Raw genomic sequence first — 15,294 nt, 5'->3', positions numbered from 1 at the left:
GAAGGGAAACGACCGCGATCGCGGCCGGGCACCGCGCCAAACGAAAACGCGGCACCGGTCGGTGCCGCGTCGGGGCATGCGGCGAATCACCCGCATCCTACACGTTCGATATTGCTTCGTTCAACATCGCGCGCAATATTGCGCGATGCGCTCAGCGCTGGCCGAACGAGACGTCGCCGAACAGCGCCTTGTGCTCGCGCGGCTGCGAACGCCAGTACTGCGGCGGCGCCGTCACCTGCGCGCCGAGCTCGGCCGCCGCGTGCCACGGCCAGCGCGGGTCGTACAGCATCGCGCGCGCCATCGCGACGAAATCGGCGTCGCCTGCCTCGATCAGCCGGTTCGCATGCTCGGGTTCGTTGATCAGGCCGACCGCGATCGTCGGCATGCCGACCGCGCGCTTCACGGCCTGCGCGAACGGCACCTGGTAGCCGGGCGACAGCGGAATCTTCTGCAGCGGCGACACGCCGCCGGACGACACGTCGATCCAGTCGCAGCCACGGCGCTTCAGTTCGTGCGCGAACGCGATCGTATCGTCGAGCTCCCAGCCGCCTTCGACCCAGTCGGTCGCGGACACGCGCACGCCGACCGGCCGGTCTTCCGGAAACGCGGCGCGCACGATCTCGAAGATCTCGAGCGGAAACCGCATCCGGTTTTCGCGCGAGCCGCCGTATTCGTCGGTGCGCCGGTTCGCGAGCGGCGACAGGAACTGATGCAGCAGGTAGCCGTGCGCCGCGTGCACTTCGATCGCGTCGATGCCGAGCCGCGCGGCGCGCTTGGCCGACGCCGCGAACGCTTCGCGGATGCGGTTCAGGCCCGCTGCATCGAGCGCGAGCGGCGGCGTCTCGCCGTCCTTGTGCGGCACGGCCGACGGGCCGTGCGGCAGCCAGCCGCCGTCGGCGACCGGCACGAGCTGGCCGCCCTCCCACGGCGCCGCGCTCGACGCCTTGCGCCCCGCATGCGACAACTGCATCGCGACGCGGACCGGCGAATGCTTGCGGATCGCGGCCAGCACCGGCTTCAGCGCGGCTTCGGTCACGTCGTCCCACAGGCCGAGGTCGCCATGCGTGATGCGTCCGTCGGGTTCGACCGCGGTCGCTTCGATGCACAGCAGGCCCGCGCCCGACAGCGCGAGATGGCCGAGGTGAATCATGTGCCAGTCGGTCGCTTCGCCGCGTTCGGCCGAGTACTGGCACATCGGGGAAATCACGATCCGGTTCGGAAGGGTCACGCCGCGCAGCGTGAACGGAGAAAACAGCGCAGTCATGGGAGCCGCTCGCCAGGAAAGGGAAAGAGCGGACGAGCGTAGCACGCACGCTTGAAGCGTGCAGACGGCGCGATCGGCAGTAAGCGGATGGTCAGGTACGGTGGGCCGGATGCCGGCTGAGTGCGGAACAAACGGAATGTGCGGCGATGCGCCGGCGCGCGACGGACGCAGGCCGGGCCAATCCTTTGCAGCGCACGGAGCCGCCCGCGCCGTCAGAGCCCGACGCTGCCGAGCCACTCCGCGAACATATGCCGTGCGGCCGTCTCGAGCACGGGGCCGTGCTGTGCGGTATCGGCGCGCAACTGGCGCGCGTCGACGCCGGGCGTCGCGGCGATTTCGCCGGCGTTGCCGATCAGCCAGGGTTCGAAGCGATCGGCACGGATCTCGGGATGACATTGCAGCGCCAGCACGTGCTGCCCCCACGCGAATGCCTGGTGGCGGCAGGCCGGCGTCGCTGCGAGGTGGATCGCACCGCCTGGCAGGTCGAACGTATCGCCATGCCAGTGCAGCATCGACGTCGTCGCGCCGTCGAGATGGCGCAGCGGCGACGCGCGGCCGGCGTCGGTGAGCGTCAGCGGCGCCCAGCCGAGTTCGTGCTGCGCGGCCGGATAGACGCGCGCCCCGAGCGCCCGCGCGATGAACTGCGCGCCGAGGCAGATGCCAAGGATCGGCAGCCCCGCGTCGATGCGCTGGCGCACGAGCGCCAAGAGCGGCGCGATCGTCGGATACTGCGCATCGTCGTACACGCTGATCGGCCCGCCGAGCACGACGAGCAGCGACGGCTCGCGCACGTCGAGCACCTCGACCCGCGACGATCCGACATCGACGTAGCGCACCCGTCGACCGCGTTCGCCGAGCACCTGCTCGAAGCTTCCGAGATCCTCGAAATGCACGTGGCGGATCGCCACGACTTCAGCGTTCACCATCGGCCTCCCGGTCGATCGACGGACGTCAGGACGTCAGCCTGCGAAAATCTTCCAGGTCTTCTTCTGCGTCGCCGCGTCGGCTTCTTCCTGCACCGAGCAGTCGAGACGCAGATCGCTGTCGGACATCGAGATGTCGAGCGCCGCGCAGTGATGCACGGTCTTCTTCGACGGCTTGCCCGGCTGGAAGTGAGCGCACGTCAGGCACATGCGCTGCGGCGGCGTCGCGCCGGCCACCTGCAGCTCGCGCAGCGTCTTCAGCAGCGCGCGATACAGCGTGCCCTGCTCGTCCGCGCCGAGCTTGCCGACCGCTTTCGTCAGGAATTCAGGCCATTGCAGCGCCTTCTTCGCGGCCGTGCGGCCACGCGCCGACAGGCGCACGGCCAGGGCCCGGCCGTCGTCCAGCGCACGGCGCTTCTCGACGAGCCCCTTCGTCTCGAGCGTGCTGACCGCATCGCTCGTGGTGGCCGCGGTGAGCTGCGTCTCGCGCGCGATCTCGCCAAGCCGCATCGGGCCCTTGCGCTGCAGCAGCAGCACGAGGATCTCGCCTTGCGTCGGCGTGAGGCCAGCGCCTTCCGCCCAATCCCATGCCTCGCTCCGCATGGCCGTGCTCAACCGCAGCAGGCTGTGGGTCACACGTCCCGCAGCCTGGTTCCCGTAAACGCCTTCGCTCATAGTCTTTTCGCTTTGCCGCCGCCCGGATGGCCGAGCGACCGTAGTGTGGAGATCGAATCTATCTCAAAAACAGACGCACGCTCTCGAGTGCGTCAACACGGCCGTCGCGAGGCACACGCGGCGGTCGCGTTCGCGGCGACCGGAGAGACACGCATCGTTCCGGTGTCCGCAAAGCCGACATTCTAAGCGAGAGCGGAAAATCGCACAGCTAAGTTATCCCCTGCATTCTGTGGAAAATCGCTGGATAACCGGAATTTTTCGTTGTGCGCGCAATGTCGCGCGCCCGCGAAACGGGGCGCACCGGCATTTTCCTGTTCGAATCGGCCATCGGCCGCACGGTAATGATCCACCGGGTTATCCCGCCCGCAGAGCATTGACTTTGCAGTGGAATATCGGGTTATCCACAGATTTTGAGGACGCCCGGCAACGATTTCGGCGCGACGCGGCGCCGGCCTGCGTTCAGTGAATCGCGACGCGGTCGAGCCTGCAATCTGCAAAACATTTTTTCACTCGCGCCAACGTAAGCACTGCTGCCGGACCGTCTCGTTCAGCGATTTTTCCTGTTTGAAAACGGTTCTCAACCACGAGGCGTCGTTCACGCGCGCCTTCGCGAGCGCGCCGATCTCGTCGAGCGCCGCGCGCGAGCCGAGCGCGGCCGCATGCGGCGCGATCCGGTCGAGCGTGTCGAGGATGTCTTCCGCGATCGTGCGGCGCTCACCCGTCTGAGGATTCACGCAGGTGCCCTCGAGCCCGAAGCGGCACGCTTCGAAGCGGTTGAACGTGTAGACCAGGTAATCGTCCTCCGACAGCTTCAGCGGCCGGTCGGTCAGCAGGTAGCGGGCGAGCGTCTGGATGTAGCAGGCGATCGCCGCCGCGCGATCGACCGACAGCGGCGTGTCCATCACGCGCACCTCGATCGTCCCGTAGCCGGGCTTCGGCCGGATGTCCCAGTAGAAGTCCTTCATCGAGTTCACGACGCCCGTGTTGACCATCTTCGTGAAGTACTCCTCGAAGCTGTCCCAGGTGAGCACGAACGGCGCGCGGCCCGACAGCGGGAACGCGAACACCGAATTCAGGCGTGCCGAATGGAAGCCCGTGTCGACGTTCTGCACGAACGGCGACGACGCGGACAGCGCGATGAAGTGCGGAATGAAGCGCGACATCGAGTGCAGCAGGAACAGCGCGCTGTCGGGATCGGGGCAGCCGATGTGCACGTGCTGGCCGAACACGGTGAACTGCTTCGCGAGATAGCCGTACAGCTCGGAGATGTACTGGAAGCGCGGCGCATCGTAGATCTGCCGGTCGCTCCATTGCTGGAACGCGTGGGTGCCGCCGCCGGCCAGCCCGACGTTGAGCTGGTCGGCCGCCTTCACGAGCACGTCGCGGATCGCATGCAATTCGCTGACGGCCTGCTCGTGCGAATGGCAGATGCCGGTCGACAGCTCGATCATGCTTTCGGTGATTTCCGGCGTGATGTTGCCCGGAAAGGTTTCGCCCTGGATCAGGCGCATCAGGTCGGACGCCGCTTTGGTCAGGTCGTAGTTGTGCGTGTTGACGACCTGGATCTCCAGTTCGACGCCGAACGTGAACGGTTCGGAATTGACGAAGGTTTCGAGTGCCATGGCAGGTTCCGGAATCAGTTGCCGTCGCTGCGTTCGCCGACCGCCGACAGGCAGCGGTAGACGACGAACGGGCTGACGAGCTGCAGGATCACGATCGAGCACATCACGATCGCGCGCAGGTGCGGGTCGAAATTCGGATAGAGCTGGTAGGTGTCGTCGACGAGCAGGTACGACAGCGCGGACATCGGCGTGAGCGCGATGCCGAGCGCGACGCCCTGCTTCATCCCGAGGCCGCTCGGCTTCGCGAACGCGACGACGCCGGCCAGCTTCGCGGCGAGCCGCGTGACGATCAGCACGATCGCGAGCAGCCCGCCGAGCGCGATGTCGCCCCACGTGAACGATGTGAGCGTCAGCACGAACAGCACCACCGTCAGCAGCCAGCCGGCCGTGCCGAAGTGCTCGGGCCACAGCTGCGGCCGCGCTTCGAGGTTCTTCACGATGATGCCGGCGAGCAGCAGCGTGAGCAGCGTCGACAGCTTCAGCGCCTGCGCGACGGCGATCGCGAGCATCACCAGCCCGAACAGCGCGACGAACGAATGCTCGTCGCGCATCGTCGCGGTCATGTGGCGGAACAGATAGTTGCACGCACGCGCGACGAGATACGCGACGATGAACGACCCGGCGAGCAGGTAGAGCGGTTGCAGGATCGTCGCGAAAACGTTGCCGTACGCTTCCTGGTGCAGCCAGCTCGTCACGAGCTTGGTCAGCACGATCGCGTACACGCTGTTGAGCGCGGTGAGCGTGATCAGGCGTTGCGACACCTGCCCTTCCGCGCGCAGTTCCGTCTTGAGCTGGATCACCATCGACGGCGACGTCGCGATCGCGATCGCCGACAGCACCAGCGCGACCATCCCCGATACGCCGAGCGCGAGCATCACGAACAGCACGAGCACGAACGTGAGCGTGGCTTCCGCGAGGCTCGACGCGACGAGCCACGGATTGCGCCGGATCCAGCGCAGGTCGAGGCGACTGCCGAGCTCGAACAGCAGCAGGCCGAGCGCGACGTCCATCAGCAGCCGCGAGGTTTCGTCGGTGCTCGTGTCGATCACGCCGAATCCGAACGAACCGGCGATCAGGCCGATCACGGCATAGCCGGTGATGCGCGGCAGGCGCCACGCGCGATAGCACAGCTCGCCGCACAGGCCGGCTGCGAACAGCGCGAGCCCGGCCCAGAACACGGCATCCGGCACGAGCGGCCAGTTGGGCAGGAAAGAAAACGCCGACTTCATCGTGGTGACTTCTCCTTTGGAAGCAACCGCCAGCGACGCGGGGTCAAGCGACAGGAATGGATGCGCGCCGGCTGGGTATTGCCCCGAATGTGATTGTTGTGCTCGACGATGGCGGTACATGGGGTCCGCCTGTTCCGCCACAGGGCGGAACGTCGTTCAGGTTGCCGATCTGGATTGTCGGCCTGATGTGTGAACGGACTGCGCAGTCTCGAAGATTCAGATTCGAAATCGTGCCGACCGTTCCATTGAAGCATGTCCGGCGCTGGGCCGAACGAACGCGAAGGAAACCGATTGTGCCACAGCTTTTTCGTTCCGGAACCGACTGAATCGACTCGCGGCGCTGTGCGGCACCTCAGGTCTTTGGTTTCAAAGGTTTACCTGTATATATACGTAGTAGAAGTTAACAAAGGACGCACAGTTCTGTGGATAACTCCGGTTTACGCTGGCAGATCAAGGTGTTGGCGAAACCATAACCGGTTGCACAGGCTGTTCGTGCACAGAAGTTTGAGTTGAGCAACTTTCGGGCCGCGTCACAGCTGTGCCGAGTTGCCCAGTTTACGTCCACTGTGATTACACACGGTGTGCGCACGGATTCCGCGCGGTTATCCACAGCATCGCGTGGATAACCTTGCACGGAAAAATCGGGAAACTGTGAGGGAGGCGTGCGGCCGGTCAGCTAGTCGAACCGACGCGGCGTGCGCGCAGCGCGCGGATCAGGAAGCGGGCGGGATCGACCGCGTCGGCGAGTTCGCGCTCGAGCGGCCACGGTTCGCCTTCGAGTTGCGAGGCGATCAGCTCGGCGCCGAGCGCAGCCCACACGAGGCCGCGCGAACCGAAGCCGAATGCGCCGTAGAGGCCGGGCATGCGCGGCAGGTCGCGCGCTTGCGCACCACCCAGCGCGCGTGCGTTCGCGGTGGCCTGCGCTTCGTCGGCGAGCGGGCCCACAAGCGGCAGGCGGTCGCCGACCACCCAGCGGAACGCCACGCGGCCTTGCAGCGTCGCGGGATCCGGCAGGTCGCCGATCAGGCCTGGCAGCAGGCGCCGCACGCGATCGAGGTTTTCGATGTGGCCGGCCGCGCGCATCGCGGGATCGGTGTCGTCGGGTTCGAACGTGGCGCCGATCAGCAGCGTGCCGTCATCGAGCGGGACGGCGTAACCGTCGCCGATCGCCGGGCACGGCAGCGGCGCCGTCGTGCCCGGCGGCAGCAGCGTGAGCTGGCCGCGCACCGGTTGCAGCGCGACATGCTGCAGCCCGGCAAGACGCGCGGCGTCGCCCGCGTTCGCGAGCACGACGACCGATGCATCGGCCAGCGTGGCGCCCGTATCGTCGAGCGCATGCCAGGTGTCGCCCCGCCGTTCGAGCCGCGCGACGCAGGTGGACGCAAGCAGGCGCACGCGCTCGCCGGCCGTCGTATATTGCGCGGCGCACAGCCCGGCCGGCCAGACGGCGCCGCCGTGCGGAAACAGCAGGCCGCCGTGCGCGACCGGCAGATTCAGGTGCGCCCGCGCGGCATCGGCGTCGAGCAGCGTCACGTAGTCCGACGGCGCGCCGAACGCGTCGAAGGCGTCGCGCATCCGCGCGAAATCGTCGGCCGATTCGGCGAGATGGATCATCCCATGCGTGCTGCGAGCGAATGCATGTCCTGCGCGTTCGAGCGCGCGCCAGCGTGCGATCGCGTGCAGGAAGCCGCCGCGCGTGAGGCGGCTCGCGACGTTGTCGTCGCGCGTCATCAGCGGGTGGAAAACCCCGGCCGGATTGCCCGACGCTTCGCTCGCGATCCGTTCGTGCCGCTCGATCAGCGTGACGTCCCAGCCGCGCGCGGCCAGACGTTCGACGACCGCGCAGCCGGCGAGGCCCGCGCCGATCACGATCGCGCGGCGTGTCGCCACGGGCAGCGCACGCGGCGGCTCATGCCGACGTGCGCGCCAGCGCGGCGCATAGTCGCCGACGAGACGATCGTCGACTTCGCGGAACGTGAAACCTGTTTCGCCGAGCGCGTGTTTCACGACGTCGGAGGTTGCATGCGTCGCAAACGTCGCGTGTTCGCCGGCGAGTTTCGCGAGTGCGCGGATCCCGTCGCCCGATGCCGCGGCGCCGTCGAGAAAAAACGCATCGGCGCGCGCGACGAGTTTCGTCAACAGGTCGATCGGATCGCCGAACGCGAGCGTGAGCACCACACGTCCCTCGTCGAATTCGAGCCGGTGCACGCCCGGCACGAGCATCGGCCATGCATCAATCAACGCATCGGCGTCTGCCGATATGGTTGTGTCCGCAACCATGTGCGAAACCGCGCGACGCAGGTCGTCACGCGAGAACGGGTGCGACTCGACTGCAACGACGTGCAACCGCTCGCAGCGCGCCGGATCGTCGCGCCACGCGGCCCATGCCGCGAGGAAGCCGGCGCCCGCGCCGAACTCGGTCGCGACGATCGTGAACGTGCGGCGGCGCTGCCAGCGCGCGGGCAGCCCGTTGCCCGCGACGAACGCGCGATGCGCGTGCGCGAGCGTGCCGGATGCACCGCGATGAAGCTCGCCGAACTCGGGCGAGACGAGCGTGCCGTCGTCGCGAAGCGCGAGCGTGGCGTAAACAAGTCGGTCGGGCATGCGAAACAAAAAACGTGGCAGCCAAGCCTGGCAAGGGATTGCGGCAGGCGGTCCGATCGGCCGTTGGAAAAGGGCAACGGGGCGACGGGCGGGTGGACCACGCTGCGTATCCTGTCCGGTTGGCGCAGGTCAAAAAACGGGCAATCGACGATTCATTCGGCGAAATACCGATGAAAATCTTTGAAACCCTTGTCGTTATTGGGTTTGCGCTGCGCTATCATAGCAACGCCGTACCGCGGGGTGGCCGCCGGCAAGCCGGAGGGCGCGTCGCGCGGGCCAGGATTCGGCGCTGTGTCGTCGGAGTCTGACTCTCGACGGCACGGTTCGCGCACGTATAATCGGCGCGTTCGCGCTGTTCGTGTCAACCTAACCTGATAAAGGAACCTTAATGAACAAACAGGAACTGATCGACGCCGTCGCCGCCCAAACGGGCGCCAGCAAGGCTCAAACCGGCGAAACGCTGGACACGCTGCTCGAAGTCATCAAGAAGGCCGTGTCGAAGGGTGATGCGGTTCAGCTGATCGGCTTCGGCAGCTTCGGTTCGGGCAAGCGCGCAGCACGTACGGGCCGCAACCCGAAGACGGGCGAAACCATCAAGATCCCGGCAGCCAAGACGGTCAAGTTCACGGCTGGCAAGGCGTTCAAGGACGCCGTCAACAAGCGTTAAACCCGCGCCTGTTCCAGGAAAAACCCGCCTCTCGGCGGGTTTTTTGTTGGGCGCGCGCGGCATTTTCGCCACAGTTCGCGCCGCTCTTGCAAAAGTTAACGGTTGTTTTTACAAGCCGTTACCACGCGCTCATGTGTGCACGATCACGCATGCACGATCTGCGTGTCGCCGTGATCGTCGTCGTGCGAATCGACGTCCCACGCCGGGAACGGATCGTCGAACGCGGCCCATCCCGCTGCGCCGAGTGCGAACTCCGCATCGGTCAGCAGGCACGCGTCGAGTTTCGTGCGCCATGCGTCGGCGTCGAGCGCGATGCCGATCAGCACGAGTTCCTGCCGGCGATCGCCGACCGTGCGATCGTCGAGATCGCCGAGCCATTCGGTGCGGATTTCAGCGAGCAGCTCGTCGTCGTCCGGCCATTCCGCGCGATCCTGCGCCGCCCACCACAAACCCGCCGGACCATGCCGGCACACGCCGCCCGCCTGTGACAGCGAACCCGCGATGTCGTTGCGCGTCGCGAGCCAGAAGAAACCCTTGCTGCGCAGCACGCCCGGCCACTCCTGATGCAGCAGCGCCCACAGCCGTGCCGGGTGAAACGGCCGGCGCGCGCGGTAAACAAAATTGCCGATGCCGAATTCGTCGGCTTCGCCGTGCACGTGCGCATGATGCTCGTCATGGCAGTCGGGGTCGTCGCAATGCGTGTGACCGTGGTCGAGCGACGCGAGCCAGCCCGGCGCGTTCGCGGCTTCGTCGAAATCGAAGCGGCCGGTGTTCAGCACTTCGTCGAGCGGCACGTTGCCGAACGTCGACACGACCTGGTGCGCGCGCGGATTGAGGCGCGCAAGGATGTGCTGCAGACGCGCGAGATCGTCCGCGCCGACCAAGTCGGCCTTGTTGATCACCAGCACGTCGCAGAATTCGATCTGCTCGATCAGCAGCTCGACGAGCGTGCGGTCGTCTTCTTCCGACGCGGCGATGCCGCGCGTCGCGAGCGCGTCGTCGGAGCCGTAGTCGCGCAGGAAGTTGTACGCGTCGACCACGGTGACGAGCGTGTCGAGCCGCGCGATTGCCGACAGCGACGCGCCGTCGTCGTCGACGAACGTGAACGTTTCGGCGATCGGCATCGGCTCCGCGATACCGGTCGATTCGATCATGATCGCGTCGAAACGGCCTTCGGACGCGAGGTTGCGGATCTCGACGAGCAGATCGTCGCGCAGCGTGCAGCAGATGCAGCCGTTCGACATTTCGACGAGGCGTTCCTCGACGTGCGACAGCGCCTGCGCATCGCGCACGAGCGACGCGTCGATGTTGACCGCCGCGAGATCGTTGACGATCACCGCGACTTTCAGGCCCGCGCGGTTCGCGAGCACGTGGTTGAGCAGCGTGGTCTTGCCGGCGCCGAGGAAACCGGACAGCACGGTGACGGGCAACGGCTGTTTCATTGCCGGATTCATGATGATATGCACCAACGGAAAAGAGGAGAAAGCGGCCGCGGCGCCCTGCCGGGGCGCGATCGGCCCGCACGCGGGCGAAACGGCGGCGTCAGCCCGCATTGTGCATCAAACGCGCGCCGGCCGGCCGGCACGGCGTCAGCCGGCGACGCGGCGCCGACTCACTGAGCGGGCTGCGCGACCTGAGCGGCCTGAGTGGTCTGCGCGGGCGGCAGCAGCTTCCATTGCGTCAGGATGCCGGCGATCTGCCGCGCGTACTTGTCGCGCAGCGACGGCGTTTCCGAATGATAGGCGCCGACCGCCTGCCACGTGTTGCCGTAGCGATTCATCTTCTGTCTGAGATGCCACGCGGCGATGTACACGTTCTTGCACGGTTCCATCAGCGTGTCGCGGCCGATCCCGTAGCGCGACAGCGTCGGCAGGTGGATCGAATTGATCTGCATCAGACCGTAGTCGACCGAGCCGTTCGTGTTCTTGTTCAGCGCCTCGGGCCGGTTGCGCGACTCCTGCCACGCGATCGCGCGCAGGATCAGCGGATTGACCTGCTGATATTTGGCCGCCTCGTCGAAACAGTCCGCGCGTGCGTTGCCGCTGGCGAACCACGCGCCGGCGGCGAGCAACGCGATCGAAGCGAACCGTCTGTTCATCGTGCGGAAACGAAAGGGAATTGCGCGAAGCTCGGGAAAACCCGTGCCTGTTATTCGTGCGACGAGAAACGCGCCGCCCGTATCATACCGGCAGACCGTCCGATTGCGACAGGCAGGAATACGGCAGTCCGGTTATACCGCATTTCCGTGTCGGTTCATCGCGAAAACGAAGGCGCGGGCTGGCATGCGAGGGGTCACGCCGATCCTTACATATTGCATACGGTTCGCCGGACACATGTCGTATGTGAGACAGTCTTCGGATCAATGTGATATTTCGGACATGAAAAACTGCTAATGTCGCCTCTTTCGGACTTGGATCCCAGCACTACCGCCGGAAGTGGCCTGAGCCGGCATCGACCCATTCATCCATGACAAGAAATCGCTTCGTTATGCGGCGTATCGCCACGACCCTGCTCGTGGCCGGCATCATCGTCTCGCAGGCCGCCTACGCTCAGGTCACGCTCAACTTCGTGAATGCGGACATCGACCAGGTCGCGAAGGCGATCGGCGCCGCGACCGGCAAGACCATCATCGTCGACCCCCGCGTGAAGGGGCAGCTCAACCTCGTGGCCGAACGGCCGGTGCCGGAAGACCAGGCGTTGAAGACGCTGCAGTCGGCGCTGCGCATGCAGGGCTTCGCGCTCGTGCAGGATCACGGCGTGCTGAAGGTCGTGCCGGAAGCCGACGCGAAGCTGCAGGGCGTGCCGACCTACATCGGCAATGCGCCGCAGGCGCGCGGCGACCAGGTGATCACGCAGGTGTTCGAGCTGCACAACGAATCGGCGAACAACCTGCTGCCCGTGCTGCGGCCGCTGATCTCGCCGAACAACACGGTGACAGCCTACCCGGCGAACAACACGATCGTCGTGACCGATTATGCGGACAACGTGCGCCGCATCGCGCAGATCATCTCGGGCGTCGACAGCGCCGCGGGTGCGCAGGTGCAGGTCGTGCCGCTGCGCAACGCGAACGCGATCGACCTCGCCGCGCAACTGCAGAAAATGCTCGATCCGGGCGCGATCGGCAACAGCGACGCGACGCTGAAGGTATCGGTCACGGCCGACCCGCGCACCAACGCACTGCTGCTGCGCGCCTCGAACGGCGCGCGCCTCGCGGCCGCGAAGCGCCTCGTGCAGCAGCTCGATGCGCCGAGCGCGGTGCCCGGCAACATGCACGTCGTGCCGCTGCGCAACGCCGATGCGGTGAAGCTCGCGAAGACGCTGCGCGGGATGCTCGGCAAGGGCGGCGGCAACGACAGCGGCTCGTCGGCGTCGTCCAACGATGCGAACAGCTTCAACCAGAACGGCGGCTCGTCGTCGAGCGGCAACTTCTCGACCGGCACGTCGGGCACCCCGCCGCTGCCGTCGGGCGGCCTCGGCGGTTCGTCGTCCTCGTCCGGGTATGGCGGCGGCTCGTCCGGCGGCGGCCTCGGCACGGGCGGCCTGCTCGGCGGCGACAAGGACAAGAGCGGCGACGACAACCAGCCGGGCGGGATGATCCAGGCCGACTCGGCCACCAACTCGCTGATCATCACCGCGTCCGATCCGGTCTACCGCAACCTGCGTTCGGTGATCGACCAGCTCGATGCGCGGCGTGCGCAGGTCTATATCGAAGCGCTGATCGTCGAGCTGAACTCGACGTCGCAGGGCAACCTCGGCATCCAGTGGCAGGTCGCGAGCGGCCAGTTTCTCGGCGGCACGAACCTGAACCCCGGGCTAGGCCTGGGCAACAGCATCATCAACCTGACGGCGGGCGGTGTGACCAACGCCGCCGGCGGGGTCACCGGCGGCGGGCTTGCGTCCAACCTCGGGCAGTTGTCCCAGGGGCTCAACATCGGCTGGCTGCACAACATGTTCGGCGTGCAGGGGCTCGGCGCGCTGCTGCAGTACTTTGCGGGCGTGAGCGACGCGAACGTGCTGTCGACGCCGAACCTGATCACGCTCGACAACGAGGAAGCGAAGATCGTCGTCGGCCAGAACGTGCCGATCGCGACCGGCTCGTATTCGAACCTGACGAGCGGCACGACGAGCAACGCGTTCAACACCTACGACCGTCGCGACGTCGGCCTGACGCTGCACGTGAAGCCGCAGATCACCGACGGCGGGATCCTGAAGCTGCAGCTCTATACCGAGGATTCGGCGGTCGTCGCCGGCACGACCAGCGCGCAGACCGGCCCGACCTTCACGAAGCGCTCGATCCAGTCGACGATCCTGGCCGACAACGGCGAGATCATCGTGCTCGGCGGCTTGATGCAGGACAACTACCAGGTATCGAACAGCAAGGTGCCGCTGCTCGGCGACATTCCGTGGATCGGCCAGCTGTTCCGTTCGGAATCGAAGGTCCGCGCGAAAACCAACCTGATGGTGTTCCTGCGCCCGGTGATCATTTCCGATCGCAATACCGCGCAGGAAGTCACGGCCAACCGCTACGACTACATCCAGGGCGTGACGGGCGCGTACAAGTCGGACAACAACGTGATCCGCGACAAGGACGATCCGGTCGTCCCGCCGATGCCGATCGGTCCGAGCCAGGGCGGCACGGCCGCGGGCAACCTGTTCGATCTCGACAAGATGCGCCGCCAGCAGGTCCAGCGTCAGGTCGTGCCCGTGCCGGCCCAGCCGTTGCCGGAAGCGACGCCCGCGCAGCCGCAAGGCGTGCCGCAGCAATCGGTGCCGCAACAGCCGCTGACCACCGCCCCGGGAGCGTCGCAGTGAGCGACGTGCTCGCGTCTTCCGCCCACGACGGCGCGCCGGGCGAACGCCAGCCGCCGTCGCCGCTCGCTGCGCGCCTGCTGCCGTACGGCTTCGCGAAGAGCGGCCAGGTGCTGATCGCGCATCAGCTCGACGACACGCTGGAGGTGTGGATCAGTGAACGCACGAGCGATGCCGCGCTCGCGGAGATCGCGCGCAACTTCGGCTCGATCGCCGTGCATCGCGTGCCGGCCGACGAGCTCGCGCAGGCGATCAATCAGGCCTATGCGCGCCAGGACGGCAGCGCCGCGCAGGTGGTCGGCGAGGTCGAAGGCGAAGTCGACCTGTCGCGGCTGATGCAGGACATCCCCGAAGTCGAGGATCTGCTCGAATCGGAAGACGACGCGCCGATCATCCGGATGATCAACGCGCTGCTCACGCAAGCGGCGCGCGAACAGGCGTCGGATATTCACATCGAGCCGTTCGAGAATGCGTCGGTCGTGCGCTTTCGCGTCGACGGCACGCTGCGCGACGTCGTGCGCCCGAAGAAGGCGCTGCATGGCGCGCTGATCTCGCGGATCAAGATCATGGCGCAGCTCGACATCGCGGAGAAACGCCTGCCGCAGGACGGCCGCATCACGCTGCGCGTCGGCGGCCGGCCGGTCGACGTGCGGGTGTCGACGCTGCCGACCGGACACGGCGAGCGCGCGGTGCTGCGTCTGCTCGAAAAGGACGCGCAGCGGCTGAACCTCGAAGCGCTCGGGATGGGGCGCGACACGCTTGTCCAGTTCGACAAGCTGATCGGCCGTCCGCACGGCATCGTGCTCGTCACCGGCCCGACCGGTTCGGGCAAGACGACCACGCTGTACGCGTCGATGTCGCGGCTCGAAACCGCGACGACCAACATCATGACCGTCGAGGACCCGATCGAATACGACCTGTCCGGCATCGGCCAGACGCAGGTGAACGAGCGGATCGGGATGACCTTCGCCCGCGCGCTGCGCTCGATCCTGCGCCAGGACCCGGACGTGATCATGATCGGCGAAATCCGCGACCTCGAAACCGCGCAGATCGCGGTGCAGGCGTCGCTGACGGGCCACCTCGTGCTCGCGACGCTGCACACGAACGATGCGGCATCCGCCGTCACGCGCCTGACCGACATGGGCGTCGAGCCGTACCTGCTCGCGTCGTCGCTGCTCGGCGTGCTCGCGCAGCGCCTCGTGCGCCAGCTCTGCCCGGTCTGCAAGGAAGAGCGGCACGAGGACGGCCGCGCCGTATGGCATCCGGTCGGCTGCGACAAGTGCGGGCATTCGGGTTATGCGGGCCGGCGCGGCGTCTACGAACTGCTGCTGGTCGACGAGTCGATCCGCTCGCTGATCCACCGCAACGCGGCCGATGCCGAGATCCTGGCCGCCGGCCGCGCGGAAGGGATGCGCACGCTGCGCGACGACGCGGAGCGCTGGCTCGCGTCCGGCGCGACGTCGCTCGAGGAAGTGCTGCGCGTGACGGGAGGCGCATAGCG

General features: G+C 66.7%; 11 protein-coding genes. 3 read left to right on the top strand and 8 right to left on the bottom strand.

The annotated features are described in order from the left end of the window. Positions 1-151: 151 nt before the first annotated feature. From HWX14_RS32120 to mnmC, 6 genes are all read right to left on the bottom strand, one after another. On the bottom strand, positions 152-1,264 hold the full coding sequence (locus HWX14_RS32120) for an NADH:flavin oxidoreductase/NADH oxidase (protein ID WP_175886218.1): 1,113 nt from the start codon (positions 1,262-1,264) through the stop codon (positions 152-154). A 212-nt stretch (positions 1,265-1,476) separates the two neighbouring features. Beyond that, positions 1,477-2,187: a glutamine amidotransferase gene (locus tag HWX14_RS32115; protein WP_175886350.1), complete on the bottom strand. Its 711-nt coding sequence runs from the start codon at positions 2,185-2,187 to the stop codon at positions 1,477-1,479. A gap of 36 nt (positions 2,188-2,223) precedes the next feature. After that, positions 2,224-2,862, bottom strand: a complete 639-nt coding sequence (locus HWX14_RS32110) for a MarR family winged helix-turn-helix transcriptional regulator (protein WP_175886217.1) — start codon at positions 2,860-2,862, stop codon at positions 2,224-2,226. 506 nt (positions 2,863-3,368) lie between these two features. Then, positions 3,369-4,484, bottom strand: a complete 1,116-nt coding sequence (locus HWX14_RS32105) for a YbdK family carboxylate-amine ligase (RefSeq protein WP_006490006.1) — start codon at positions 4,482-4,484, stop codon at positions 3,369-3,371. A 14-nt stretch (positions 4,485-4,498) separates the two neighbouring features. Further along, the gene (locus tag HWX14_RS32100; protein ID WP_175886216.1) at positions 4,499-5,713 is read right to left on the bottom strand and encodes a cation:proton antiporter; all 1,215 of its coding nucleotides are present in this window, start codon (positions 5,711-5,713) and stop codon (positions 4,499-4,501) included. A gap of 672 nt (positions 5,714-6,385) precedes the next feature. Next, on the bottom strand, positions 6,386-8,317 hold the full coding sequence (gene mnmC / locus HWX14_RS32095) for a bifunctional tRNA (5-methylaminomethyl-2-thiouridine)(34)-methyltransferase MnmD/FAD-dependent 5-carboxymethylaminomethyl-2-thiouridine(34) oxidoreductase MnmC (protein ID WP_175886215.1): 1,932 nt from the start codon (positions 8,315-8,317) through the stop codon (positions 6,386-6,388). 388 nt (positions 8,318-8,705) lie between these two features. On the opposite strand from mnmC, the gene HWX14_RS32090 reads away from it, so the two are divergent. After that, entirely contained in the window at positions 8,706-8,984 is a 279-nt protein-coding gene (locus HWX14_RS32090; RefSeq protein WP_006401505.1) for an HU family DNA-binding protein, read from the top strand. Between the two features lie 143 nt (positions 8,985-9,127). Here the strand turns inward: HWX14_RS32090 and HWX14_RS32085 are convergent, their stop codons facing one another. Both HWX14_RS32085 and HWX14_RS32080 read right to left on the bottom strand, forming a co-directional pair. Beyond that, positions 9,128-10,438, bottom strand: a complete 1,311-nt coding sequence (locus tag HWX14_RS32085; RefSeq protein WP_279611851.1) for a GTP-binding protein — start codon at positions 10,436-10,438, stop codon at positions 9,128-9,130. 158 nt (positions 10,439-10,596) lie between these two features. Next, a complete protein-coding gene (locus HWX14_RS32080) occupies positions 10,597-11,082 on the bottom strand; it encodes a lytic transglycosylase domain-containing protein (RefSeq protein ID WP_175886213.1) in 486 nt (161 codons plus the stop codon). Between the two features lie 368 nt (positions 11,083-11,450). Between HWX14_RS32080 and gspD the strand changes: the two genes are divergently transcribed. Together gspD and gspE are read left to right on the top strand one after the other, a co-directional pair. Continuing rightward, complete coding sequence (gene gspD / locus HWX14_RS32075) at positions 11,451-13,796, top strand: type II secretion system secretin GspD (protein WP_175886212.1); 2,346 nt, start codon at positions 11,451-11,453, stop codon at positions 13,794-13,796. 5 nt (positions 13,797-13,801) lie between these two features. Beyond that, the gene (gspE, locus tag HWX14_RS32070) at positions 13,802-15,292 is read left to right on the top strand and encodes a type II secretion system ATPase GspE (RefSeq protein ID WP_347879887.1); all 1,491 of its coding nucleotides are present in this window, start codon (positions 13,802-13,804) and stop codon (positions 15,290-15,292) included. Positions 15,293-15,294: the final 2 nt, after the last annotated feature.

It is taken from the genome of Burkholderia sp. BCC0044, assembly GCF_902832955.1.
In the GTDB taxonomy this organism is placed as follows: Bacteria; Pseudomonadota; Gammaproteobacteria; order Burkholderiales; family Burkholderiaceae; genus Burkholderia.
The sequence above is the reverse complement of the archived record's forward strand: the minus strand, read 5'-3'. Positions and strand labels throughout refer to the sequence as shown.